At 61.1% G+C, this 24401-nt stretch carries 21 protein-coding genes; 11 read left to right on the top strand and 10 right to left on the bottom strand.

Features of this window, described 5'->3' with window-relative positions:
- Positions 1-15: 15 nt before the first annotated feature.
- The 7 genes from PAF12_RS10145 to PAF12_RS10115 all read right to left on the bottom strand — a co-directional run bounded on the left by PAF12_RS10145 (position 16) and on the right by PAF12_RS10115 (position 5813).
- Positions 16-252, bottom strand: coding sequence for an Lrp/AsnC ligand binding domain-containing protein (locus PAF12_RS10145; protein WP_271106814.1), 237 nt, complete (start codon positions 250-252; stop codon positions 16-18).
- 30 nt (positions 253-282) lie between these two features.
- Positions 283-1659, bottom strand: a complete 1377-nt coding sequence (locus PAF12_RS10140) for an MATE family efflux transporter (RefSeq protein WP_271106813.1) — start codon at positions 1657-1659, stop codon at positions 283-285.
- Positions 1660-1699: 40 nt separating this feature from the next.
- Positions 1700-2350, bottom strand: coding sequence for an N-acetylmuramoyl-L-alanine amidase (locus PAF12_RS10135; protein ID WP_271106812.1), 651 nt, complete (start codon positions 2348-2350; stop codon positions 1700-1702).
- Positions 2351-2447: 97 nt separating this feature from the next.
- Entirely contained in the window at positions 2448-3221 is a 774-nt protein-coding gene (locus PAF12_RS10130) for a hypothetical protein (protein ID WP_271106811.1), read from the bottom strand.
- A 22-nt stretch (positions 3222-3243) separates the two neighbouring features.
- A complete protein-coding gene (gene gatA / locus PAF12_RS10125; protein WP_271106810.1) occupies positions 3244-4725 on the bottom strand; it encodes an Asp-tRNA(Asn)/Glu-tRNA(Gln) amidotransferase subunit GatA in 1482 nt (493 codons plus the stop codon).
- Positions 4722-5009 (bottom strand): Asp-tRNA(Asn)/Glu-tRNA(Gln) amidotransferase subunit GatC, encoded by a 288-nt coding sequence (gene gatC / locus PAF12_RS10120; RefSeq protein ID WP_271106809.1) that lies wholly within the window; start codon positions 5007-5009, stop codon positions 4722-4724. Before gatC ends, gatA begins: the two co-directional genes overlap by 4 nt.
- A gap of 114 nt (positions 5010-5123) precedes the next feature.
- Entirely contained in the window at positions 5124-5813 is a 690-nt protein-coding gene (locus PAF12_RS10115) for a metal-dependent hydrolase (protein WP_271106808.1), read from the bottom strand.
- A 152-nt stretch (positions 5814-5965) separates the two neighbouring features.
- On the opposite strand from PAF12_RS10115, the gene PAF12_RS10110 reads away from it, so the two are divergent.
- The gene (locus PAF12_RS10110) at positions 5966-7078 is read left to right on the top strand and encodes a Hint domain-containing protein (protein WP_271106807.1); all 1113 of its coding nucleotides are present in this window, start codon (positions 5966-5968) and stop codon (positions 7076-7078) included.
- 61 nt (positions 7079-7139) lie between these two features.
- On the opposite strand, the gene PAF12_RS10105 is transcribed toward PAF12_RS10110, so the two are convergent.
- Positions 7140-8816, bottom strand: coding sequence for a bifunctional UDP-sugar hydrolase/5'-nucleotidase (locus PAF12_RS10105; protein WP_271106806.1), 1677 nt, complete (start codon positions 8814-8816; stop codon positions 7140-7142).
- A gap of 161 nt (positions 8817-8977) precedes the next feature.
- Between PAF12_RS10105 and PAF12_RS10100 the strand changes: the two genes are divergently transcribed.
- Both PAF12_RS10100 and PAF12_RS10095 read left to right on the top strand, forming a co-directional pair.
- A complete protein-coding gene (locus PAF12_RS10100; RefSeq protein ID WP_271106805.1) occupies positions 8978-9313 on the top strand; it encodes a DUF952 domain-containing protein in 336 nt (111 codons plus the stop codon).
- The gene (locus PAF12_RS10095; RefSeq protein WP_271106804.1) at positions 9310-10371 is read left to right on the top strand and encodes a quinone-dependent dihydroorotate dehydrogenase; all 1062 of its coding nucleotides are present in this window, start codon (positions 9310-9312) and stop codon (positions 10369-10371) included. Before PAF12_RS10100 ends, PAF12_RS10095 begins: the two co-directional genes overlap by 4 nt.
- 25 nt (positions 10372-10396) lie before the next feature.
- Here PAF12_RS10095 and ppk2 read toward each other — a convergent pair whose 3' ends face one another.
- Positions 10397-11452: a polyphosphate kinase 2 gene (ppk2, locus tag PAF12_RS10090; RefSeq protein ID WP_271106803.1), complete on the bottom strand. Its 1056-nt coding sequence runs from the start codon at positions 11450-11452 to the stop codon at positions 10397-10399.
- A 138-nt stretch (positions 11453-11590) separates the two neighbouring features.
- Here ppk2 and PAF12_RS10085 point away from each other — a divergent pair, with 138 nt between their 5' ends.
- From PAF12_RS10085 to PAF12_RS10060, 6 genes are all read left to right on the top strand, one after another.
- Positions 11591-12250, top strand: a complete 660-nt coding sequence (locus PAF12_RS10085) for a glutathione S-transferase family protein (protein WP_271106802.1) — start codon at positions 11591-11593, stop codon at positions 12248-12250.
- Between the two features lie 55 nt (positions 12251-12305).
- A complete protein-coding gene (locus PAF12_RS10080) occupies positions 12306-12554 on the top strand; it encodes a hypothetical protein (protein ID WP_271106801.1) in 249 nt (82 codons plus the stop codon).
- A 3-nt stretch (positions 12555-12557) separates the two neighbouring features.
- Positions 12558-12938, top strand: a complete 381-nt coding sequence (locus PAF12_RS10075) for a type II toxin-antitoxin system death-on-curing family toxin (RefSeq protein ID WP_271106800.1) — start codon at positions 12558-12560, stop codon at positions 12936-12938.
- 96 nt (positions 12939-13034) lie between these two features.
- Entirely contained in the window at positions 13035-14996 is a 1962-nt protein-coding gene (gene parE / locus PAF12_RS10070) for a DNA topoisomerase IV subunit B (RefSeq protein WP_271106799.1), read from the top strand.
- Entirely contained in the window at positions 14989-15681 is a 693-nt protein-coding gene (locus PAF12_RS10065; protein WP_271106798.1) for a gamma-glutamylcyclotransferase, read from the top strand. Before parE ends, PAF12_RS10065 begins: the two co-directional genes overlap by 8 nt.
- A gap of 295 nt (positions 15682-15976) precedes the next feature.
- Entirely contained in the window at positions 15977-17995 is a 2019-nt protein-coding gene (locus PAF12_RS10060) for a TonB-dependent receptor (RefSeq protein WP_271106797.1), read from the top strand.
- Between the two features lie 87 nt (positions 17996-18082).
- On the opposite strand, the gene PAF12_RS10055 is transcribed toward PAF12_RS10060, so the two are convergent.
- Complete coding sequence (locus PAF12_RS10055) at positions 18083-19669, bottom strand: alpha-amylase family glycosyl hydrolase (RefSeq protein ID WP_271106796.1); 1587 nt, start codon at positions 19667-19669, stop codon at positions 18083-18085.
- Between the two features lie 90 nt (positions 19670-19759).
- Here PAF12_RS10055 and PAF12_RS10050 point away from each other — a divergent pair, with 90 nt between their 5' ends.
- A complete protein-coding gene (locus PAF12_RS10050; protein WP_271106795.1) occupies positions 19760-22183 on the top strand; it encodes a glycogen/starch/alpha-glucan phosphorylase in 2424 nt (807 codons plus the stop codon).
- Positions 22184-22220: 37 nt separating this feature from the next.
- Positions 22221-24395: a 1,4-alpha-glucan branching protein GlgB gene (gene glgB / locus PAF12_RS10045; protein WP_271109686.1), complete on the top strand. Its 2175-nt coding sequence runs from the start codon at positions 22221-22223 to the stop codon at positions 24393-24395.
- The last annotated feature ends 6 nt before the right edge of the window (positions 24396-24401 follow it).

Raw genomic sequence — 24401 nt, 5'->3', positions numbered from 1 at the left:
TTTGGCCGCGCGGCCTCAGAACGCCTTGAAGGTCATCGTGGTCAATGTGCGGACGATGCCCTGAATATCGAACAGGTTTTCATTGAGATACCGCCCGACATCCTCATCCTCGGGGATGTAGACCTTGGCCAGAAGGTCATATTCACCAGAGGTCGAATACAGTTCCGACACGATTTCGCGGTCATATATCGCATCCGCGACGCTGTAGGTCTGTCCGGGGGCGCAGCGGAACTGGACGAAGACGGGGCGCATGGGTGGCCTCTTTCTGATTACGCTGCAAACCTATCCCGGCTCGCCCTCGCGGGTCCAGACCCCTCGCGCCAATCCGTTGTAGAACCGGTGCATCATCAGGAACGAGGCAACGCCGAGCCCGGCCATCAGCCCGACCCAAAGCCCCGGCGGACCGAAGCCCAGCGGGAACGCAAACAGATAGGCAGCGGGCAGGCCGATGATCCAGTAGCTGAAGGCGGCGTAGTACATCGGCACGCGCGTATCCTGCACGCCGCGAAGCAGGCCCAGCCCCTGAACCTGCAAAGCGTCGACAAGCTGGAACAGAGCGGCCCAGAACATCAGTCCGACAGCGATCTCCATGATCGCGGGCGCTTCGGGATCGTCTGCTTTCAGATAGAGCGCGATCATCGGATCGGGCAGGAAAATGAACGACAGGCTGGTCAGAATGCCGAACACCACCGACAGGAAAATCACCGTGGCGGCGGCGTCGCGCAGCATTGTCGCGTCCCCTAGGCCCCGTGCGCGACCGGCGCGAATTGTGCCGGCGTTCGACATGCCCAGATGAAACATGAACGCGATCGAGGCCAGTTGTAGCGCGATCCCATGTGCCGCAAGCTCCTTGGTGCCGAACCAGCCCATCATGATATTTGTGCCGACAAACATGCCAACCTCGGCCACGAGGGTCAGCCCGACCGGCAGGCCGAGCCAGAAAATCGCGCGAAATGCGGGCCAGTCAGCGCGCCAGAAACGCTGCATGAGCGAGATCGGTCGGGCCTGCGGCAGCCAGAGCGCATAGGCGAGGATCGCGGCCAGTGACAGATATTGCGTCAGGATAGATGCGATGGCGGCACCGCGCACGCCCATCTCCGGCGCGCCGAGATTGCCGAAGATCAGCACCCAGTTGAACAGAATGTTAAGCGGGATCCCGGCGACGGTCAGCCACAGCACCACCTGCGTGCGCTCCATCGCGGCGAGGTAGGAATTCAGCGCCATTGCCCAGAGCGTCGCACCCACGCCCCAGCCCGCGATTCGCAGATATTGCTGGGACAGCTCCGACACCGTCTCCGTCTGACCGAGGGCGAGCAGGATTGGCCCGGCGAACCACAGCACCGGCATGACGACGATGGCGTGTATGGCCGACAGCCAGAGCGCCATCCGGGTTGCACGGCGTATCTCTGTCGTGTCGTTCCGGGCATTGGCGGTGGCCAGCAATCCCAGCACGCCGATGCCGTAGCCGGAGCCGAGCATCATCAGGATGAACAGGACCGAGGTCGCGATGACGAGCGCGGCCAGTTCCTCGACCCCGTATTTCCCCACCATCACCGTATCGGTGATATTGATCCCCATACGCGCCAGATGCCCGCCGACAAGCGGCAGGCCGAGCGACAAGGTCGCAAGCAGATGAGGGCGATAGCGCGCAAGGTCCATGCGGCGCGCTTAGCCGCGCCGCGCCCGGGTGGCAAGTGATTCAGCGATTGGCGGTAAAGAGTTCCGCCGCTGCCGCCGCAATGCGCCGGTCAGCCTGATCTTCCGCACCCGTTGCACCCGGGCGAAAGCGAAGCCGAAAGGCGGCGAGACGCGTCTCAGGGTCGGTTTCGGGATAACCGATTGTGGTCAGGCTCGCGGCAAGCGGTTCATCGGGTCCCTGGGTGTCAGGATGCAGGGCGAGGCCCTGCCGTGCCAGCCGCGCCCAGTCGAAACGCGGGCCGGGATCGAATTTCCGGCCCGGTGCCATGTCGGAATGGCCGATCACCCCCGCCGGGCCGATCTGCCAGCGTTCCATGATCCCGCGCAGCAGGTCTTCGAGCGCGTCGATCTGGGCGGCGGCGAAGGGGCGGTTGCCGGGATTGGCAAGCTCGATCCCGATGGAGCGTGAGTTGACATCGTCCTGCCCCAGCCAAGAACCGGCCCCGGCATGCCATGCCCGCCGTTCTTCCCGGACGAGCGCCTCTGTCGTGCCGTCCTCGTCAATGAGCCAATGCGCGCTGACTTCCGCCGCCGGATCGCAGAGCCGGGCGCGGGCCGACGCGCAGTCGGCCATGCCGGTGTAGTGGATGACGATCAGTTCCGGACGCGCATCGTTGCGGCGTTCGCCGTGGTTCGGACTTGGGAGGGTCATGTTTTGGTGGTTTTGCAAGGGGCGCTGCCCCTCGGCCCGTGCCGGGCCTCACCCCGGGATATTTGGCCCAGGGTGAGGAAGGCGCAGTGTGTTTGCGTCAAAGCTGTTCGACGCGATAAGGGGCAGGGTCCCAGCCGCAGACAAAACCGTCGCCATCCGGGTCGAGACCGTAAGGATCGTCCTGTGGCCCCCCGGCGGAGAGGAACATGAGCTGTGCGGCATTGGCATTTGGGAAGCGGGCGCAGGCGCGCGCTGCCTCCGCCGAGGAGCCGCCGCTGCGGGTATAGACGCCGGTTCCCGGGGCCTGTGTTTGTGCGAATGCGTAGTGGGTCAGCGCATCGGTGCGGGTGTTTTGCGACGTCTGTGCCGGTTGCGGTGCTGCTGCAGGCGCGACCTGCGCCTGAGGTGCGGTGCTCCGCTGTGCCGGTGCTGACGGCAGTCGTTGGCCGGTATCGGGATCGTAATAGCCGCCGCCACCCCGGCCCGAGCGCCGGACAACGGTTCCGCCGGTTCCGCTTCCGGCGGGTCGTGCGACCACGTCGGGTACTGTGGGCGAGGTTTCGACATAGGCGGGCTGTCCGGTGATTGCCGACGTTGTGCGGGCGGTCACGATGGCCGCTTCACGCTCGGCAATCTGGAGTGCGGTCGGGCCTTCGATTTCGTCTGCCGTCGGGGCTTTCAAAGGTCGTGCCTTCGGCACCATCTGCGGAACCGGGCCTTCGCCGGTCAGCGCAGCTTCACGGGCAATCTGGTATTTCCCGTATTCCGTTTCCGGGTCCATCCCGTAATTCCGGTCGTCGAGGACGCGATTGCCCTCGATGCAGCCTGACAGGGCCAGGACACATGCCGTCAACAAAAGCGATTTCCTCATCAAACGCCCTCCTTAGGCGAAATTACCACCAGCGCTCCGGTTTGCCAGAGAAACCTGCGGCGCGCTCCAGAACATAGGCGTGATTGAGGAGGTCTCCCTCCTCGAACGGCCGGCCGATCAGTTGCAGACCAAGCGGCAGGCCATTTGCGTCCAGCCCGACGGGGACCGAGATGCCCGGTAATCCGGCTAGATTGACCGTCACCGTAAAGACGTCGTTGAGATACATCTCGACCGGGTCCTTGCCCTGCATCTCCCCCAGACCGAAGGCTGCAGACGGCGTGGCCGGTGTCAGGATCGCATCGACCCCGTCCGCATAGGCCTGATCGAAATCCCGCTTAATGAGCGCGCGAACGCGGCGGGCGCGGTTATAATAAGCGTCATAGAACCCCGCCGACAGCACATAGGTGCCGATCATGACGCGGCGCTGCACCTCCGCACCGAAACCCTCGGCACGGGTTTTCTCGTACATCTCGACAATGCCATCGCCTTGCCCGAGCTTGGCGCGGCGGCCATAGCGGACGCCGTCGTAGCGGGCGAGGTTGGAGGACGCCTCGGCGGGCGCGATCACATAATAGGCAGGCAGGGCGTATTTCGTGTGCGGCAGGCTGATTTCCACGATCTCAGCCCCCGCATCGCGCAGCATATCGGCACCCTTCTGCCACAGCGCGTCGATTTCCGCTGGCATGCCGTCCATGCGATATTCGCGCGGAATGCCGATCTTCTTGCCACGGATATCGCCGGTCAGCGCGGCCTCGTAATCCGGCACGTCGATTTCGGCGGAGGTGGAATCCTTGTCATCGACCGAGGCCATCGCGCCCAGCATGATCGCGGCGTCGCGCACCGTCTTGGTCATCGGGCCGGCCTGATCCAGCGACGAGGCAAAGGCAATCGTCCCCCAGCGGCTGATCCGCCCATAGGTCGGCTTCAGCCCAACCGTGCCGGTAAATGCCGCAGGCTGACGGATCGAGCCGCCGGTGTCGGTGCCGATTGCGGCAAGACACAGATCCGCCGCCACAGCCGCCGCCGAGCCGCCTGAGGAACCGCCCGGCGTCAACTCCTTGTCGCCCGCTTTCCACGGGTTCACCGCCTTGCCGTAAATGCTGGTTTCGTTGCTGGAGCCCATGGCGAATTCGTCCATGTTCAGCTTGCCGAGCATAACCGCGCCTGCGTTCCAGAGATTCTGCGTCACGGTCGATTCATATTGCGGGCTGAACCCTTCAAGGATGCGGCTCGCCGCTTGGGTGGCCACACCACGGGTGCAGAACAGATCCTTCACCCCCAGCGGAATACCTGTCATCGGTGCGCCATCGCCAGCACGGATGCGCTGATCGGCGGCCTTGGCCATCTCGCGCGCCAGATCGGGCGTGTTGTGGACGAAGGCGTTCAGCGGAGCCGAGCCCTCGACCGCGCTCAGACAGGCATCGGTCAGTTCGACGGAGGACAGCTTGCCTGCTTGCAGGGCGTCACGCGCCTCTGCGATGGTCAGTTGGTTCAGATCGCTCATTCCACCACCTTCGGCACGGCAAAGAACCCTTCGCGGGCATCCGGGGCGTTGGCCAGCACCTTCTCGGGATAGCCGCCATCGGTCACGACATCCTCGCGCCGTTTCAGCCGCATCGGCGTGACGCCGGTCATGGGCTCGACACCCTCGACATCGACTTCATTGAGCTGCTCCATGAAGTGCAGGATATTGTTCAGCTCCGCCGCGAGCGCGGGAAGATGGGAATCTTCGACCGCAATCCGGGCCAGATGGGCGACCTTTCGCGCCTCGTCTTCGGTGATCGACATGGTTGGTCCTTTCGCTTGACCGACGCTTTACCCGTGTCGTGCTGGGGCCGCAAGGATCGTGCAGACGGAGATGGTCTCCGGGCCTGCACAATCCCGGCATGCCGATCCACGCGGTCAGGGCGTGAAGCTTTCCATGATGACGGGTTCGATCACCTTCACGCCGAGCGCCTTGAGCGGCGCGATGTCGGGATCGATCAGCGGGAAGGTCTTGTAGTGAGAGCAGATGATGCTGTCGAAATTGAAATATCGTTTCGCCGCGTAGGCCGCACGTTCCGGGTCCATCGTGAAATGACCGCCGACGCAGAGAATGCCGATTTCGGGCTTATGGAAATCGCCCATCCAGTCCATATCGGCCATGATATCGGTATCGCCGGAATGGTAGATCGTCTTGCCTTCGCCTGCGATCATGTATCCCGCTTCGCGACCGGCATAGACCGGCATCCCGTCGTCGCCTGCGTAGGACGAGGAATGCGCCGCCTCCACCATCGTTACCTTTGCACCGCCCAGATCGACCGTGCCGCCCTTGTTGAAGCCGACAATGTCGAGCCCGTGCCTGCCCTCCCAGGCGGACATCAGGTCGAAAATTCCGACCACGGGGATTTGCAGCTCTTTCGCCAGCGCGACGGCTTCGGAGGCGTGATCCCCGTGACCGTGGGTGATCAGAATATGCGTAGCATCCTTGATCGCCTCCGCCCGGCAGTCGTCGGGGAAAGCCGGATTTCCCTCCAGCCAAGGGTCGATCAGGATCACCGCCTGCTCGATTTCCAGTCGCCAGCTCGCATGGCCCAGCCAGGTCAGCTTCATCTCAACCTCCGTCGTTTGCTTTGAGGCGAGGCTAGCACCAGTCGGGGCGTTTCGTAAGCGGAAGCTGACGGAATTTGATCCGGTAAACCATTGGTTAACCTTCTTCCGCTTATGTGCTCGGGTCAGAACTTTTCAGGTGCAGTTTTCCGAAGATGGCTTACCGAATCGACGTGCTTACTTTTGAGAACCCGTTGCCGATACGGTTCCATTACATCTATTGGCCCCCGACCACTGACGCGTTCAGCTTTGCCGATGCGAAGCACAGTGTCATCTATCTCGATGACCCCGACGGCGCGTTTGGTGAGACAGATATCGCGGGCGGTGCCGGGCAAAAGCTGCTGGTCGATCTCGACCTGAGCGGCAAGATCATAGAGGCGGGAACGGTGCTCGCCTTAAGGCGTTTTAGTGCAACGCGCATGAAGCTGCGTGGCGAGGAGGTCTATTACAGGGCCATCGTTCCGCATGTCGCGACGGATAAGGCACTTAACCCTACCTTGGTCGGTGAGAACAAGACCATCTTCATCATCACCACGAAAGACAATCCGATCCCCTTCGACCCGCAGCAGATGTATCAGCGGTCCTCAAGGGATAACTCGACGTCGCTGGAGGTTGCGGAGACGGCTATCCCACCCGGATATCTTTCCCCGCCTTGTTTCGTCACGGGAACGCTGATCGACACGGATGACGGTCCGCGTCCGGTAGAGGCTCTGCGTGAAGGCGATCTGATCCTCACCAAAGATGGCGGGTTTCGCCGGTTGAGTTGGGTTGCGTTTCGTCACCTGACCCCAAGGCATCTCGATCTCTCGCCAAATCTGCGTCCGATTTTGATCCGGGCGGGTGCGCTTGGTCCCGGTATGCCGCAGCAGAACTTGCTGGTCTCGCCGCAGCATCGGGTGCTGGTGACATCGCGTATCGCGCGGCGTCTGATCGGGGCGGAGGAGGCGCTTGTTCCGGCGAAGCATCTCTGCGGTTTGCCGGGTATCGAGGTCATGGACCCGGCGAACGGCGTCGGCTATCACCACCTGCTGTTCGAGCGGCATGAGATCGTGCGATCTAACGGCTGCTGGACTGAATCGCTTTACACGGGGCCGATGGCGCTGAAATCCCTTGGTGCGGCAGCGCGGAGTGAGCTTCGCGCCCTGTTTCCCGGATTGATCGAGGCTGGCCAACCGCTTCCGCCCCCGGCGCGTCCGTTCATGTCGGGAAAGCAGATCAGGGAACTGACGCGGCAGCATATCATGAACGATCTGCCGCTGGCGGTGTAACGAAGAACCGGCCCGTTGGTTACGGGCCGGTCTGCTTCGTCGATGGCCTCATGCGAAGTGGTTATTCCGCTGCGGCCTCTCCACCGTCAGCATTTTCGCCGGTCTCGGCGGAAGCATCATCGCCTGCATCACCCAGGACAGTAATCCGGCCATCGGTTGCGGGCTCGAAATCCGGTCCTTGCTGGATCAGGTATTCGGCCAGAACATCCGCCAGATCCGGGCCAAAATCATACGCCTTCATGCCGTTGACCGCGAAAACGTCATAGCCATCGCCGCCGCTGCGCATGTAATTGTTCGACACCACGCCATACTCCGCCTGCGGATCAATCGCGGTCCATGCGCCGTCCATCATCACCTGAACGTCGCTGATCCGGCTTCCGGCCTCCGCCGCGGGATCGACGGTGTATTTCAGACCGGCAACCTGTGCGAAACGGCCCGCACCCTCCTCGATCTGGCTGGCACCGTTTTCCAAGGCAGCGACCACATCCTCGCCTTTCAGCAGGAAGGTCGACAGCGTGTTCTGGAACGGCAGAACGGAAATCACCTCACCCATCGAGATCGGGCCTGCGTCGATGGAGGCGCGCAGGCCGCCGCCGTTCTGGATGGCGATCTGAATGCCCTGTTCCTTCACCCGGTCGAGCATCGCATCCGCGACAAGCGAACCCATGACGCATTCCTTGGCCCGGCAATCGACGCGATCGGCGCCGATCGGCACGGCGGTTTCGGCGACGATCCGGGTCTTGAGTTCCTCAATCGGCGCGCCGAGTTCCGCGATGCGTGCGGCGACCTCTGCGTCCGGCTCGACCGAATTGTCGATCAGGATCGGCTCACCCTCAGCCGCAATCACCTTGCCGTCGTTGTCGAAAGTCAGCTTCAGGTGGCCGAGATATTTGCCGTAAGCATATGCCTGAACAACGGGCACCTGCGTGCCGTCGGCACCGTCGACCATGAACGGGTAGGGACCTTCCGCGCTTTCATCGGTGTTCGACAAGAAGGTGTTGGAGTGGCCGCCGACGACCGCGTCGAGGCCCGGAATATTCGCAGCAAGCTCCTGTTCGCCCTGAAAGCCGATATGTGTGACGGCGACGATCTTGTTGATGCCCTGTTCCGTCAGCTCCTCGACATCGGCGGCGATGCCGTCAACCTGACCCTGAAAGATCAGCGCGTCGCCGGGAGAGCTGATCTCAGGCGTGTTGATCGTGGTGCCGCCGACGATCCCGATCTTTTCGCCATCCAGATCGACAACGGCGGAACCGACCAGCTTATCCGCCAGCAGGTTCGACTGGCTGGCATCTATGTTGGCCGACAGCACGGGAAAATCTGCGGCCTCGATCAGTGCCACCAGCCCCTCGGGGCCGTCATCGAATTCGTGATTGCCAACGGCCATCGCATCATAGCCGAGCGTATTCATGAACTCAGCCGCCGCCTTGCCCTTGTAGGTCGAGTAGAACAGGCTGCCCTGGAACTGGTCGCCGCCATCCAGTAACAGAACGGGCTCGCCGGCGGCTTCGAACTCGGCGCGAAGCTCGGCAATCTTGGTTGCCAGACGTGCCGAGCCGCCGAAACACTCGCCAGCCTCTTCGGTTTCCGCGTCACAGGTCGAATCGTATTTATTGATCGACTCGATACGGCTGTGAAAGTCATTGGTGTGAAGAATATGCAGCACTGATTCGGCGTGGGCCATTCCGCCGGTCAGGGCGAGGCTTGCTGCGGTTGCCAACAGGCGGGTCTTGGACATGAAACTCTCCTTGATCGGGGTGTCATAAAAACGTCACATAAATGCCACTTTGACCCGCGTTTCGCGACAGGTCAAACGCTGAACTGGTACTGCCGGATTGCAACAATCCCGTGACGTAACTTGCTCTTGACCATGACGGCGGCTCGGCGGAAACACTTTGCATGATGATTTTCAAAGTCCTTCGCGCCGCAGAATGGCGGCAGCTTCAGCAAGACGGGATATCCGCCGGTGCGCCGGTTGATTTGGCCGATGGCTTTGTCCATTTTTCGACCGCAGACACGCTGGCCGGTACGCTTGAAAAGCACTTCGCCGGTGAAAGCGGTCTGGTTCTGCTGGCCTGCGATCCGGCGGGGATGGGGGATGATCTGAAATGGGAACCGTCACGCGGCGGTCTGTTGTTTCCGCATCTTTACAGGGCGTTGAAACTGGATGACGTCGTCTGGTCGCGCCCGCTTCCCCTGGGCCCGGGCGGTCATGATATTGGAGAACTTGAATGAACCTGATCGAGCGCACAGGCATGGGGCTGCTACACCGTATGGACCCCGAAAAAGCGCATGATCTTTCGATCAAGGCGCTTGGTTCTGGTCTTGTCCCGTTACCCGGTGATCCGATCAGCTCTCCCCGATTGCGGACGCGTCTGGCCGGGCTTGATCTTGCAAACCCGGTCGGACTTGCGGCGGGGTACGACAAGAATGCACGCGCGGTTCAGGCCCTGATGGGGGCGGGCTTCGGTTTCATCGAATGCGGCGCGGCGACACCCCGGCCTCAGCCGGGCAACCCGAAGCCCCGTCTTTTCCGACTGAGCGAGAACGGCGCGATCATCAATCGTTTCGGTTTCAACAATGACGGGGCCGAGGCAATTGCTGCGCGCCTTGCAGCCCGTCCCGGCGGCATTCCGGTCGGGTTGAATATCGGCGCGAACAAGGACAGCCCTGATCGCGCTGCTGATTTCGCGGAGGTCGTGCGGATCGCCGGACAGGCCGCAGACTTCCTGACCGTCAACGTCTCCTCCCCCAATACCGAAAAACTGCGCGATTTGCAGGGGGCGGATGCGCTTACGGCTTTGCTTGCAGGTGTAATCTCCGCGCGTGATGCGCTGCCCGCGCGCCGTCCGGTCTTTCTGAAAATCGCGCCGGATCTGGATGACGCCGGAATTGCGGATATCGCGAATGTCGCGAAATCGGTTGGGGTGGACGCAATCATTGCAACGAATACCACGGTTTCCCGCGAGAGCCTGACCGACCCTCAGGCCAGCGAAACCGGCGGTCTATCGGGGCGTCCGCTTTTTGCGCGCTCGACCCGTGTGCTCGCCCGGCTCTACCGTATGACCGGCGGTCATATTCCGCTGATCGGTGTGGGTGGGATAGGCAGCGTCGAGGATGCCTGGCAAAAGATGCGCGCCGGTGCGACGGCGGTGCAGATCTATTCCGCGCTTATCTATGGCGGGTTTTCGCTGGCGGCGGAAATCGCAAAGGGTCTGGATCAGCGGGCCGAACGCCAAGGCCTGACCAGCCTGTCGGAACTGACTGGATCAGGCGTTGACGATTGGATTTGACCGGCGAGTTTGACCGGCGGGGAGGTTAAGCCTCTTTCCCCGCTGGTGCCGCGGCCTCGTCGGCAGGCTTCGCTGCCTCGGATGATGCAGGTTCCTTTTGCGACGCGTCGTCCGCTTTCGGCTCCGATTTTGCTTTCGCGGCAGCCTTGCGGCGGCGCGGATGAGCCGGTGATTCCGGGTGGACCGGCGCATCGATAATATTGGTGATGCCGTGGACCACATGGCTCGCATGTCCGACGATCAGCGGATCGGGGGGCAGCACGATGTCGAGGTTCTTGCCGGGATAATCCAGCGTCGACAGGAAATGCCGCATGCAGTTCAGCCGGGCCCGTTTCTTGTCGTTCGACTTGACAATCACCCAAGGCGCGTCGGCGGTATCGGTGTAGAAGAACATCGCCTCCTTGGCCTCGGTATATTCGTCCCACTTGTCGAGCGAGGCCTTGTCGATAGGGCTGAGCTTCCATTGCTTCAGTGGGTCGGTCTCGCGCGCGGCGAACCTGCGGCGCTGTTCTTCGCGGGTGACAGAGAACCAGTATTTATAAAGCCGGATGCCGGAGCGGACCAGCATACGCTCAAACTCCGGGGCCTGACGCATGAATTCCAGATACTCCGATGCGGTACAGAACCCCATGACCCGCTCGACCCCGGCGCGGTTATACCAGCTGCGGTCGTAGAATGTCATTTCGCCGGAGGTTGGCAGGTGGTTGATATAGCGTTGAAAATACCACTGCCCACGTTCTTCGTCCGTGGGCTTGTTCAGCGCAATGACGCGGGCCAGCCGTGGATTGAGATGTTCGTTGAACCGCTTGATCGTGCCGCCCTTGCCAGCGGCATCGCGGCCTTCGAACAGGATGACGAAACGCTGCCCGGTGTCCTGCGCCCATTTCTGAACTTTCAGCAATTCGGCCTGAAGCTGGGCTTTCTCCAGCTCATAGCGTCTGCGCGCCATCTTTCTGCGATAGGGGTAGCGGCCGCTTTCGAACGCGGCGCGGACCTGATCCTGGCTGACGGTTGGAAATGCGGGCGAGACCGGTGTTTTTTCTTCGGCTGAAATGGCCGTATTCGGCGTGTCGTCGGGCATAAAATGTCCTTTCGGCAAGAGATTCGGCCTTATGTAACGAGTGTGTGACAAGGCTACCTTGCGCTCGATCAAGTTATCATTGATTTTCGGGGCAGGTTTTACGCATCCCGCAAGCCCTCACCCAAGCCGGAGATCCCCATGCTGACCATCCACGGCGTTACCCGTTCGCGCGCTTCCCGCATCATCTGGCTGTGCCACGAGATCGGGCTGCCGTTTCGCCAGAACCCGGTCATACAGGCGTATCGTCTGGCCGATCCCGATGCGCCGGACGCGCCGCTGAACACGCATTCCGACAGTTTCCGCAAGCTGTCTCCTGCCGGTTCCATCCCGGTGATCGAGGATGACGGGCTGGTCATGTCCGAATCCTACGCGATCAACCTGTATCTCGCTCGCAAACACGGCGCGCCCTTCGGTCCTGAAGATGCGGAGGAGGATGCCGGGATGATGCAGTGGAGCTTCTACGCGGCGACTGCAGTCGAACCCGACGCCCTGACCCTGCTTTTCCTTCATGATCGCGGCCAGCAGCAAAATGGTGAGGATCAGGCGATTATCGCGAATGCCGCCGAGCGTCTCGTCCGGCCCCTGAAGGTCATCGACGATCAGATTTCCCGGCATGGTCATCTGGTCAAGGGACGCTTCACGGTTGCGGACATTAATATGGCAGAAACGATCCGCTATGCGCAGAGCTACGCGCCCCTGATCGAGCAGTTCCCGGCGATCCGCCAATGGCTTGACGATGCGCAGGCGCGGCCGGCGTTTCAGAAAATGTGGCAGGCAAGGCTGGCAGAGTCGGCGTAGATATTGAAATATATATTGTAATATGCAATATATGGTACATCTGAAAGGATGCGCCATGACCCGCCTGTTGACCAACCATATCTGCACCATGACCGAACTGCGCGAGCCGCATAAGGTGCTGGAACGCTCCGGTGGCAAGCCGGTGGCGATCCTGAAGAACTCGCAATTGGTGGGCTATCTGGTGCCGGAAGAGGCGACGGAGAAGGTGCAGCATCGCCATGCGACGCGTGATGAGGTGATGCAATCGCTGCAGCGTACGAAAGAACGTGCGCAGCCTGTGCTGGACTATCTGCGCGACAAGTAATCGATGACTGACTGGTTGCTTCCCTCGGCTGACATGGTCGAGATGATCCATGATACCGTTCTGAACCAAGGTGAATTGACCGGCATGGCACGGGACAAATCGCTTTCGGGAGCGTTGGCACGAGTCGAAAATCGGTTGGCGTACGGCATGATCGATAATGTCTTTGCGCTTGCTGCCGCCTACGCCATGGCCATCTCGCAGGGACATTGTTTCAACGACGCGAACAAGCGGACTGCTTATCGCGTGATGCAGATCGTGCTGGACATGAACGGTGCCGCGGAACCCGATGTAACCGAGGATGTGATGGGCCAGAAAATCATCGCGCTCGCCCAAGGCAAGATTGACGATGGCGATCTGGCTGACTGGTTGCGCGGTCATCCCTGATCGCCGTTTTCCCGGCGCGACGGAACAGGCCGACGAAGCCTTGCCCCAGCGTGCCGCTTCATGAGATAACCGCCAAAACCATAATGCGAGCAGAGCATGGCCGACGATCTATTCCCGACAACGACGGAGGACACCAGCTATTCCGCCGCCTCCATTGAGGTGCTGGAGGGGTTGGAGCCGGTCCGCAAACGTCCGGGCATGTATATCGGCGGCACGGATGAACGCGCGCTGCATCATCTGGTGGCCGAGATCCTCGATAACTCGATGGACGAAGCCGTCGCGGGTCATGCCAGCCGGATCGAGGTCGAACTGGCGGCGGATTACTCCGTTACCATCCGGGACAATGGGCGCGGCATCCCGATTGATCCGCACCCGAAATTCCCCGGTAAGTCGGCGCTTGAGGTGATCCTTTGCACGCTTCACGCGGGCGGCAAGTTTTCGGGCGACGCCTATCAAACCTCGGGCGGGTTGCACGGGGTAGGGGCCTCGGTCGTGAATGCTCTCTCCGACAGCATGGTCGTGCAGGTCGCGCGGAATAAGGAGTTGTTCGAGCAGCGCTTCTCTCGCGGGGTGCCGCAGGGACCGGCTGAAAAGATCGGTGCCGCACCAAACCGTCGCGGGACGACCGTGATCTTCCACGCGGACGAGGAAATTTTCGGCCATCACCGTTTCAAGCCCGCGCGGCTGCTGAAAATGGTGAAGTCGAAAGCCTATCTGTTCAGCGGCGTCGAAATCCGCTGGAAATCGGAAATTGACGATGGTGAGACCCCGCTTGAGGCGACGTTCCATTTCCCCGGCGGTCTGGCCGATTACCTGACCGAGACGCTGGATGGGGTGACCACCTATGCCGACCGCCCGTTCTCGGGCAATGTCGATTTCAAGGAACGCTTCGGCGTCCCCGGCAAGGTCGACTGGGCGATCAACTGGACGCCCTCTCGCGACGGTTTTATCCAGTCCTACTGTAACACCGTGCCGACACCAGAAGGCGGCACGCATGAGGCCGGTTTCTGGGCCGCGATCCTGAAGGGAGTGCGCGCCTATGGCGAATTGGCGAACAACAAGAAGGCTGCACAGATCACCCGTGAGGATCTGATTACCGGCGGCTGCGCGCTTGTGTCCTGCTTCATCCGCGAACCGGAATTCGTCGGGCAGACCAAGGACCGGCTCGCAACCGTTGAGGCGCAGCGTCTGGTCGAAGGCGCGGTGCGCGACCATTTCGACAACTGGTTGGCGAGTGACCCGAAATCCGCAGGCGCGATCCTCGATTTCCTGATCCTGCGGGCTGAAGAACGCCTGCGCCGGCGTCAGGAAAAAGAAACGCAGCGCAAGACCGCCACGCAGAAGCTGCGGCTGCCGGGCAAGCTGGTGGATTGCTCGGCCAAGAGCCGCGCCGGAACGGAGCTTTTCATCGTCGAGGGGGACTCGGCAGGCGGCTCGGCCAAGCAGGCCCGCGAACGTGCGACGCAGGCGCTTTTGCCGCTGAAGGGCAAAATCCTGAACGTGCTGGGCGCGGCTTCGTCCAAGCTAGGCTCCAATCAGGAAATCAACGATCTTTGCCAGGCGCTTGGCGTCGGGATGGGCACCAAGTTCAACCTTGACGATCTGCGCTACGACAAGATCATCATCATGACGGACGCAGATGTCGACGGCGCGCATATCGCCAGCCTGCTGATGACGTTCTTCTTCACCCAGATGCGCCCGCTGATTGACAAGGGGCATCTCTACCTTGCCTGTCCGCCGCTTTACCGGCTGACGCAGGGGGCGGAGCGGGTCTATGTCGCCGACGATGCCGAAAAGGATCGGCTGCTTGAAAAAGGTCTCGGCGGGCGCGGCAAGATCGACGTGCAGCGTTTCAAAGGTTTGGGCGAAATGGACGCCAAGGACCTCAAGGAAACCACGATGAACCCGAAGACGCGCAAGCTGATCCGGGTCAGCATCGACGAAGACGCCGCCGGCGAAACCGGTGATCTGGTTGAGCGGCTCATGGGCAAGAAGCCGGAGCTGCGTTTCCAGTATATTCAGGAGAACGCGCGCTTCGTCGAGGAACTGGATGTCTGATCCGAAACCCAGCGAATTGCGGCTGACGGATGAGCATGTGCGCCTTGCCACCCGGCTCGTCGACGGGCCGAAGCACAAGGAAGACTGGCATTTTCTGGAGGATGAGGATCTGGACCGGCTGGCAGCTTCGCTGACCGACGGCAGGAACCGTCCCATCCCGATATTCGCTTATGGTTCCTTGATCTGGAACCCGGATTTTGCCGTCGGCGCACGCCGGAGGGCAACGGCGATCGGCTGGCATCGGCAGTTCAATATCCATCTGGATCATTTCCGGGGCTCCGCGGATCAGCCCGGTTTGATGCTGGCACTGGCATCGGGGGGGAGCTGCGAAGGGCTGGTCCTCGATATCTTGACGGGCACTGAAACCGAGTCGATGCGTGCGATCCTGAAGCGCGAACTCGTGGCCCGCGAACTGTCGGCGAATGCGCGCTGGATCGAGGTCGAAACCGATCAGGGACGCAGCGAGGCGTTGACGTTCTATGCCGATCCGGTCGATGTGGATCTGACCGATCTGCCTATTCGCGAACAGGCCAAACGGCTTGCCCGGGCCAACGGTGCTGCGGGGTCAGGGGCGGAATACCTGCTCCGCACCGCGCAAGGGCTTGAAGCAGCGGGCATTTACGACGACTACATCTGGCAGTTGCAGGAGCTTGTAGCGGCTGAGATAGACGGTGAAACAACGTAATCGCCCCTTGTCCGCGATACGGCGTCGGCCCGTATCTTTCACCGTCCTGAGGCATTTTTCCAAACGCTGATTATCCGGAATTCCAGACGCCAAACCGCTCACCGTCATTTCCACGCTGCTTTCCAAACAGTTAGCCCCGCAGCTTTGCATGATGAAGCGAGGGGTCCTGTGGCAGAGAAGCCGCAATTTCTGACAATATTGCTCGCATTATTTGCGCATATCCATTTCAGAGCATAACAGTCAGAAATTGACGCCACTTATGGCGCCTCTCTCTATTGATTTCAAAGGAAACACTATGCGCAGATCTCTGTTGCCGCTGACCAGTGTGTCAGTCCTCGCTTTGATGACCGCCGCCGCCGCACAGGATGTGGCGTCGCCGATCGTTCTGTCCACGATCACGCTGGTCGCCGATGGTGAGGAGAACATCGAATCCACTGGCGGCGCTGTCGTCACCGCAGAGGATATCGAGCTGCTGCAACCCGCCGATGTTTCCGAGCTGTTTGCCCGTGAATCGGCATTGACCGTGTCGGGCGGGGCGGGGCCGTCCAAGCGCATCCATGTTTTCGGGATCGAGCAGTCGAAGCTTGCCGTGACAATCGACGGTGTACCGCAGGGACCGACAAGCTGGCACCATACCGGCTCTAACGTGATCGACCCCGCCTTTATCCGCACCGTCGAGGTTGAAGCGGGTGCTGCGGCGGCCGACGCGGGCTTTGCCGCTTCGGCGGGGGCTGTGCGCTACGAAACCGTCGGCGCGCAGGATCTGCTGGAAGCTGGCCGCAGCAGCGGCGGTCGTGCGGCCCTGTCCTATGGCGATAACGGTCGCGGCCTGTCGGCCAGCCTCGCCGGATATGGCGTCTATAACGGCTTCGACTGGTTCGTGATGCTGCATGGGCAGAGCGGGGACAACTACGAATCCGGCAGTGGCTATGAGATGCCGGGGACCGAACTCGCGGCGAAAGGCGCGCTGATGAAGTTCGGTTATGAAGCCGAAGGCGGTCGCTTCGAGTTGGCCTATGAGCGCTCACAGGATGATGCCGACCGCACCATCAAGATGAACATGGACCTGAACGGCGATACCGCAGTCTATCCGCTTGATGTCGACAGTGAAACGCTGAGCCTGACCTATACCGCAACCACGCCGACCGATCTTTGGGACCCGGTCGCGAAGCTCTATATCAGCTCCACCAATTACTGGCGTCCCAACTATATCGTCGGCGATCTGATCGACCCGGTCGACGGCAGCGCCCGCCCGAACGGCGATATGGAGCTTGACCGCGACAGCTTCGGCGGTGTGGTCAAGAACACCTTCACCATTGCAAACGGCACTGTGACGACCGGTATCGATTTTGCCGACAGCGAATATATGATCGACAATTACGGCGATCACTCCAGCGCGCCGGGGCCGGTCTGGAACCTCTCGACCTTCCAGGTTGGGGCGTTTGCACAAGGCCGCTTCGAATTCGCCAACGGCGTCGACCTGTCGACCGGCCTGCGCTACGATCACCATCGTTTCAGCGACTGGAACAACAAGCGCTTCACCGATTCCGGGGCGAGCGCCAATGCGACCGTTTCCTATCGCTTTAACGATATGTTTGAGGTCTTTGCCGGTGCATCGCATAGCTGGATGGGCTTCGACATGGGCGAATACGCCCTGCTTCACGCCCGCAACGAGGCATTCATCACCGACCCGAATTTCGAGCCGGCGACGGCCACGAACTACAAGGTCGGCCTGAATGCGAGCGGCAACAACTGGCGCGGCGGTCTGACCTTCTTCGACACCCGTCTTGACGGTGTTGGCGATTACGATGTCGGCGCGGGCATGCTGACCAATGCGGAAGAGGGGCGCAGCAAGGGCTTTACCCTCAACGCATCCTATGACTGGCAGGACACCCGCATCGGTGCCACCTACACCAAGGCTGATGTCACGATTGACGGCGAGTTTGCGCTGCCCATTGGCGGGACGACCTTCATGCCGGTCGGTGATCTGGCAACGCTCTATGTCGATCACGCCCTGCCGCAATACAATCTGACGCTTGGCGCGACGGTCGAATGGGCGAGCAGCCTCGACGATGCCCTGATGACCGATGCCGGCTTCGCGGAGCATGAAAGCTACACCGTCGTGAACGCTTATGCCGAGTGGAAGCCGGAGCAGCTTGCCGGGACGAAACTCCGCCTCGGCGTGGATAACCTGCTGGATGAAAACTACTACGAACGCTCCAGCTATGTTCAGCGGACCGCGGGTTCGCGCCAGATTGACCCGGCGCTTGCCCCGGGTCGCACGGTCACGCTTGGCGTCAGCAAATCGTTCTGATTGTCTCTCGATTGGCTGAATGAGAACGGCGCGCGGGTGATCCGCGCGCCGTTTTTATATGTGTGACGTAACCAGATGCCCGGCGATTCAGACTTGAATAAAGCCAAAGCCGTTAGGGCCGAGCGTTACCTTTCGTTTCCTGAGCGTCGCCGCCTGTGAGGGGCCGACCAGCTCATAGCTGTCGGCCTGTGGCAGATTGGTTTCAACCGGATCGGGGCCGAGATTGAACAGGCAGATCAGGCCCCCGCGTTGGAACATCAGCACGGGATCGGGCCGCTTGATGAAATTGGCGATCCCGCGACCGTGCAGGTCCTCCCGCTCAGCCCGAAACGCCAGCATCTTGCGGTAGAAATGCAGCACGGAATCCTGATCCGCCTCCTGCACCGCCACGTTTCGTGCAAGCTGTGGCGCCTTGACCGGCAGCCACGGCTTTGCCTCGCTGAAACCGCCGGAGGTGTTGCCATTCCCGTCCCAAACCATCGGCGTCCGGCATCCGTCCCGGCCTTTGTAGTCCGGCCAGAAGCGGATGCCCGGCGGGTCGGTCAGCTCGTCAAATTCAAGCTCCGTTTCCGTCTGGCCAAGCTCCTCGCCCTGATAGATGCAGACCGAGCCGGGGAAGGACAGCAGCATCGCCGCGCAGAGCTTTGCGAGGCTGTCCTGATCGGGGCCGTGTTCTTCCCATCTCGTCAAATGCCGGATCACATCATGGTTTGAAAACGCCCAGCAAGGCCAGCCATCCGGGGCTTTGCGGAAAAACCGCTCTACCGTCGTGCGGAAATGTTTCGGAGAGAATTGCGGGCCGAGCATCTCGAAGCTGTAGGCCTGATGCAGCCGGTCCTCGCCGGATGTGTATTCGCCCATGATTTCGACGGCACGGGTCGAATCGCCGACCTCGCCCACCATGCTCGCGCTGTATTCATCGGTCAGCTTCCGCATCCGGGCAAGAAAATCGAGATTCTCCGGCCGGGTCTTGGAGAATTTGTGCAACTGCATTTCATATGGGTTCACCTGTGGCTCACCTTTGCGGGCCGGGTTCTTGCGCAGCTTCGCATCGTGGAAATAGAAATTCACCGTATCGAGCCGGAAACCGTCCACCCCGCGTTCCAGCCAGAACCGCATCGTGCCCAGCAGCCAGTCCTGCACTTCCTTATTGTGGAAGTTGAAATCCGGCTGCGAGGTCAGGAAGTTATGCAGGTAATATTGCTTGCGATGCCCGTCCCATTCCCAGGCCGATCCGCCGAAGACGGAGGCCCAGTTATTCGGCGGGGAGCCATCCGGCTGCGCATCGGCCCAGACATACCAGTCGGATTTGTCGTTATCGCGCCCCTTGCGGCTTTCGACAAAGAACGGGTGCTGGTCGGAGGAATGGCTCAGCACCTGGTCGATAATGACCTTCAGCCCGTGCTCATGTGCCTTGGCAACCAGCCGGTCGAAATCCTTCAGATCGCCGAATAAAGGGTCGATATCGGTATAATCCGACACGTCATAACCCATATCCGCCATCGGTGAGGTGAAGACCGGCGACAGCCAGACCGCATCCACGCCGAGGCTGGCGATATGGCCGATCCGCTGTGTGATCCCATTGAGATCGCCGATTCCGTCGCCGTTGCTGTCCTGAAAAGATCTTGGATAAACCTGATAAGTGACAGAACCACGCCACCAATCTTTCGTCATGGAAACCTCCTTAACCCATTCGGGCCATTGAATATGGGCGTTTTGCACCCTAATGCTGCCGCTAACATCCCCCAGCGACGGAGTGCAATCATGCCTCAGCCAGCGACAGGCGCCACCCCGAAAGAACTGGCTCAGTCGATCCGTGATCATCTGACCTATTCAATCGGCAAGGATGCCCCGCATGCATCGCTCTCGGACTGGCGCATGGCGCTGTCGCTTGCGGTGCGCGACCGCATTGTCGAGCCGTGGTTCGCCTCGACGCGCGCGACCTATGGCGGCAATCTCAAGCGGGTGCATTATCTGTCGATGGAGTTCCTGATCGGCAGGCTCCTGGAGGATTCGGTGGTCAATCTGGGCCTCGACGATGCCGCGCGCGAGGCGTTGAAAGGGCTCGGCGTCGAATATGACGAGGTGATCCACGACGAACCGGAGGCTGCGCTTGGCAATGGCGGGCTTGGCCGTCTGGCCGCGTGCTACATGGAATCGATGGCCACGCTGGGTGTCCCCGCCTACGGCTATGGGCTCAGATATGAGCACGGGCTGTTCCGGCAGCGCTTCGACAAGGGACGTCAGGTCGAGACGGCGGAAAGCTGGCTGAAATCGCGCAACCCGTGGGAATTCGAGCGCCCGGAAGCTGCCTATGAAATCGGCTTCGGCGGCTGGATCGAGGGCGACGGCGCAAAGAAGATCTGGCACCCGGAGGAGAGCGTCATCGCCGCCGCCTACGACATGCCGGTGATCGGCTGGCGCGGACGTTGGGCCAATACGCTGCGCCTCTGGTCGGGCAAGGCGGTCGGGGAGTTTGATCTCGCCCGGTTCAATCGCGGCGAATATATCGCCGCCGGTGCCGCCGAATCGCTGGCCCGCACGATCTCCCGCGTGCTGTACCCGGATGATTCCACGGAGGCCGGGAAGGAGTTGCGCCTCAAGCAGGAATATTTCTTCACCGCCGCCTCGGTCCGCGACATCATGCGTCGCTTTGCCTCTCAGGGTGAAGCCATCGCCAAACTGCCGGAGCGCGTGGCCATTCAGATGAACGACACCCATCCTGCGATTGCCGGGGCAGAACTGGTGCGGGTGCTGCTGGACGATTTCGGTCAGGACTTCGACACGGCAGCCGATATGGCGGTCCGGGTGCTGAACTACACCAATCACACGCTGCTGCCAGAGGCGCTTGAGGCGTGGCATGAGGGGCTCTTCCGCAAGATCCTGCCGCGCCACATGGACCTGATCGAACGGATCGACGACCACCACAAGCGCCGCAATCCGTCCCGCCCGCTGGAGCTTTCCGCGATCCATCACGGTCAGGTTCACATGGGCACGCTCGCTTTCATGCAGTCCGGCCATGTGAACGGCGTCTCCGCGCTGCATACGGAGCTGATGAAGGAAACGGTGTTTCATGACCTGCACCGGCTGCATCCGGAGCGGATCGTCAATGTCACCAATGGCGTCACCCCGCGCCGCTGGCTCTATTCGGCGAACCCGGCCCTGTCCGGGCTGATCACCGAAACACTGGGCGGCGAGGACTGGGTCGATCATCTGGATCAACTCAAGCTGATCGAGCCGCATATCGGGGATGCGGGCTGGCTGGATCGCTATGCCGCCGCGAAACGGCATAACAAGATCGCACTGTCGAACTGGCTGAATGACACGATGGGGATCACCCCCGATCCGGATGCGCTTTTCGATGTGCAGATCAAGCGCATCCATGAATATAAGCGGCAGTTCCTCAACATCCTCGAAACCATCGCCTACTGGGATGCGATCCGGCAGAACCCGGAGGCGGACTGGCAGCCCCGCGTCAAGATTTTCGGCGGCAAGGCGGCGCCGGGCTATGCGGTCGCGAAAGAGATCATTCACCTGATCAACGATGTCGCGAAGGTGATTAACAACGATCCGCTGATGCGCGGGCGGCTGATGGTGGTTTATCCGCCGAACTACAACGTCTCGATGGCGGTCCGGCTTATTCCGGCGGCGGATCTGTCGGAACAGATTTCCACGGCGGGCAAGGAAGCCTCCGGCACCGGCAATATGAAATTGTCGATGAACGGTGCGCTGACCATCGGCACGCTCGACGGTGCGAATGTGGAAATTCGTGAGCATGTCGGGGCCGAAAACTTCTTCCTGTTCGGCATGTCCACCGAAGAGGTGGAGGCGCGGCGCGCAGTTCCCGACCATGCCCGCAAGGCGATCGCCGAATGCCCGGAGCTTTCACGCGCGATCAGCCTGATCGGCAGCGGGACATTTGGCGGCGATCCGGCACGCTATGGGCGGCTGATTGATATCCTGACCAATTGGGACACCTATCTCGTTTGCTCAGATTTTGCGGATTACCTGTCGACTCAGCGCAAAATTGATGCCTCATTTGGGGACAGGGAGAACTGGCATCGCATGGCGGCGCTGAACACCGCGCGCATGGGCTGGTTCTCCTCAGACCGTTCGATCCGTGACTACATGGAACGGGTCTGGCAGATGGAGGGTCAAGGTGACGGCAGAGAGAAACGGGCTGGATGACGATCAGGACGATGACTTGCCGCAAAGCACGGGCTGGCTGAAACTGCCCGCTGATCGCGCCCGCGCGCTTTCGGATGGGCGGGAGGCTGATCCGTTCGACATTCTGGGTCCGCATCCGTCACAGGGGGGCTGGCGGATCGTCGCGCTCGATCACGGTGCCGTTGAGATGTCGATTTCCGCCGTCGATGGCGAACGCCCGATGTCGCCCGCCGAGGAGGCCCCCGGCCTTTTCGTCGGTTTCCTGCCTGAGCCGATGCCGTATCTGCTGCGCGGCTCCGACGGCCAGACACAATGGGAATATGAAGACCCCTATCGCTTCGGCCCGGTTCTCGGCCAGATCGACGAACATCTGATCGGGGAGGGCACGCATCGACAGCTTTGGCGCGTGTTAGGTGCGCATGTTATAAAACACCAGGGCGTAACAGGGACGCATTTCGCGGTCTGGGCACCGAATGCCCGGCGGGTCTCGGTCCTTGGGAATTTCAACGGTTGGGATGCGCGCCGCCACGGAATGCGGCGGCGTGGCTCCACCGGCGTCTGGGAGATCTTTCTGCCCGGTATCGGCGAGGGCGAGGCGTATAAATTCGCCATCACCGGCGCGCATGGCGAGCCGGTGCCGGAAAAGGCCGACCCGGTCGGGTTTGGGGCAGAACATCCGCCTGCGACCGCCTCTGTCGTGCGGGAGCTTCACGATTTCAACTGGCAGGATGGGGCGTGGATGAAACGTCGGGGCCGGGCGCAGAGCGTCTCCGCCCCGATCTCTATCTATGAGGTTCATCCCGGAAGCTGGCGGCGCGTGATCGAGGATGATAACCGCCCGCTCAGCTATCTGGAACTGGCGCGCGACCTGATCCCCTATGTCGCCGGGATGGGGTTCACCCATATCGAGCTGCTGCCGATTTCGGAATTTCCCTTCGATGGATCATGGGGCTATCAGCCGGTCGGGATGTTCGCGCCGACAATCCGTTTCGGCACCCCTGACGAGTTCCGCCATCTGGTCGAAGCCGCGCATGAGGCGGGGCTCGGCCTGCTTCTGGACTGGGTGCCGGGGCATTTCCCGACCGATCCGCACGGGCTGGCGCGGTTTGACGGCACGGCGCTTTACGAACATGCCGATCCGCGCGAGGGGTTTCATCAGGACTGGAATACGCTGATCTATAATTACGGTCGGCGCGAGGTCTCAAACTACCTGATCGCAAATGCGCTCTACTGGCTTCAGGAATACCATGTCGACGGGCTGCGGGTGGATGCCGTGGCGTCGATGCTCTACCGTGACTATTCGCGCAAGGAAGGCGAGTGGGTGCCGAATATCCACGGCGGGCGCGAGAATCTGGAAGCCATCGATTTTCTGCGCAGCGTCAACACGATCGCTTACGGAGAGGTGCCGGGCATCATGACCGCGGCGGAGGAATCGACATCCTTTCCCGGCGTATCGCGGCCCGTTGACCGGGGCGGTCTGGGCTTCGGGTTCAAGTGGAACATGGGCTGGATGAACGACACGCTCAGCTATATCCAGCATGAGCCGGTGCATCGCAGCCATCACCACAATCAACTGACCTTCGGGCTGGTCTATGCCTTTTCCGAAAACTTCATCCTGCCGATCAGCCATGACGAGGTGGTCCACGGCAAGGGCTCGATGATCGAAAAAATGCCGGGGGATGACTGGCAGAAATTTGCGAATCTGCGGGCCTATTACGGTTTCATGTGGACCCATCCGGGCAAGAAGCTGCTGTTCATGGGCTGCGAATTCGCGCAGCGGCGGGAATGGGATCATAACACCTCGCTCGATTGGCATTTGCTGGAGGACACCCGCCACAAAGGTATTCAGTCGCTGGTGCGCGATCTGAACCATCTCTATCGCGACCTTCCCGCCCTGCATAAACGTGACTGTTCGGCTGCGGGCTTCGGCTGGATCGACGGCGGTGCGGCGGCGGAATCGGTGCTCTCCTATCTCCGCTACGGGGAGGAGGAGGATGCGCCCGTCGCGGTCATCTGCAATTTCACCCCGGTGCCGCGTCATGGCTGGCAGATCGGGCTGCCGCGCGCCGGGAAATGGAAATTGCGCCTGAACAGCGATGCGGGCGTTTATGGCGGTTCAGGGATGACCACGACGGAGATCATCACGGCGGATGGCGATGAATATCAGGGTTACGACCAATCGGCCCTTGTCGAGCTGCCGCCGCTATCGGTCCTGATTTACGAGGCCGCATAATCTATC

This window comes from Paracoccus sp. SCSIO 75233 (genome assembly GCF_027912675.1).
In the GTDB taxonomy this organism is placed as follows: Bacteria; Pseudomonadota; Alphaproteobacteria; order Rhodobacterales; family Rhodobacteraceae; genus Paracoccus.
The sequence above is the reverse complement of the archived record's forward strand: the minus strand, read 5'-3'. Positions and strand labels throughout refer to the sequence as shown.

What these genes read in the sequence shown, in the direction of transcription:
- parE (WP_271106799.1), top strand. Translation starts at nt 13,035, where the DNA reads ATGGCCGACGATCTATTCCCGACAACGACGGAGGACACCAGCTATTCC.
- gatA (WP_271106810.1), bottom strand. Translation starts at nt 4,725, where the DNA reads ATGAGCGATCTGAACCAACTGACCATCGCAGAGGCGCGTGACGCCCTG.
- PAF12_RS10115 (WP_271106808.1), bottom strand. Translation starts at nt 5,813, where the DNA reads ATGAAGCTGACCTGGCTGGGCCATGCGAGCTGGCGACTGGAAATCGAG.
- PAF12_RS10130 (WP_271106811.1), bottom strand. Translation starts at nt 3,221, where the DNA reads ATGAGGAAATCGCTTTTGTTGACGGCATGTGTCCTGGCCCTGTCAGGC.
- PAF12_RS10145 (WP_271106814.1), bottom strand. Translation starts at nt 252, where the DNA reads ATGCGCCCCGTCTTCGTCCAGTTCCGCTGCGCCCCCGGACAGACCTAC.
- PAF12_RS10085 (WP_271106802.1), top strand. Translation starts at nt 11,591, where the DNA reads ATGCTGACCATCCACGGCGTTACCCGTTCGCGCGCTTCCCGCATCATC.
- PAF12_RS10140 (WP_271106813.1), bottom strand. Translation starts at nt 1,659, where the DNA reads ATGGACCTTGCGCGCTATCGCCCTCATCTGCTTGCGACCTTGTCGCTC.
- PAF12_RS10135 (WP_271106812.1), bottom strand. Translation starts at nt 2,350, where the DNA reads ATGACCCTCCCAAGTCCGAACCACGGCGAACGCCGCAACGATGCGCGT.
- gatC (WP_271106809.1), bottom strand. Translation starts at nt 5,009, where the DNA reads ATGTCGATCACCGAAGACGAGGCGCGAAAGGTCGCCCATCTGGCCCGG.
- PAF12_RS10075 (WP_271106800.1), top strand. Translation starts at nt 12,558, where the DNA reads ATGACTGACTGGTTGCTTCCCTCGGCTGACATGGTCGAGATGATCCAT.
- PAF12_RS10100 (WP_271106805.1), top strand. Translation starts at nt 8,978, where the DNA reads ATGATGATTTTCAAAGTCCTTCGCGCCGCAGAATGGCGGCAGCTTCAG.
- PAF12_RS10095 (WP_271106804.1), top strand. Translation starts at nt 9,310, where the DNA reads ATGAACCTGATCGAGCGCACAGGCATGGGGCTGCTACACCGTATGGAC.
- PAF12_RS10060 (WP_271106797.1), top strand. Translation starts at nt 15,977, where the DNA reads ATGCGCAGATCTCTGTTGCCGCTGACCAGTGTGTCAGTCCTCGCTTTG.
- PAF12_RS10110 (WP_271106807.1), top strand. Translation starts at nt 5,966, where the DNA reads ATGGCTTACCGAATCGACGTGCTTACTTTTGAGAACCCGTTGCCGATA.
- PAF12_RS10055 (WP_271106796.1), bottom strand. Translation starts at nt 19,669, where the DNA reads ATGACGAAAGATTGGTGGCGTGGTTCTGTCACTTATCAGGTTTATCCA.
- PAF12_RS10065 (WP_271106798.1), top strand. Translation starts at nt 14,989, where the DNA reads ATGTCTGATCCGAAACCCAGCGAATTGCGGCTGACGGATGAGCATGTG.
- PAF12_RS10080 (WP_271106801.1), top strand. Translation starts at nt 12,306, where the DNA reads ATGACCCGCCTGTTGACCAACCATATCTGCACCATGACCGAACTGCGC.
- PAF12_RS10050 (WP_271106795.1), top strand. Translation starts at nt 19,760, where the DNA reads ATGCCTCAGCCAGCGACAGGCGCCACCCCGAAAGAACTGGCTCAGTCG.
- ppk2 (WP_271106803.1), bottom strand. Translation starts at nt 11,452, where the DNA reads ATGCCCGACGACACGCCGAATACGGCCATTTCAGCCGAAGAAAAAACA.
- PAF12_RS10105 (WP_271106806.1), bottom strand. Translation starts at nt 8,816, where the DNA reads ATGTCCAAGACCCGCCTGTTGGCAACCGCAGCAAGCCTCGCCCTGACC.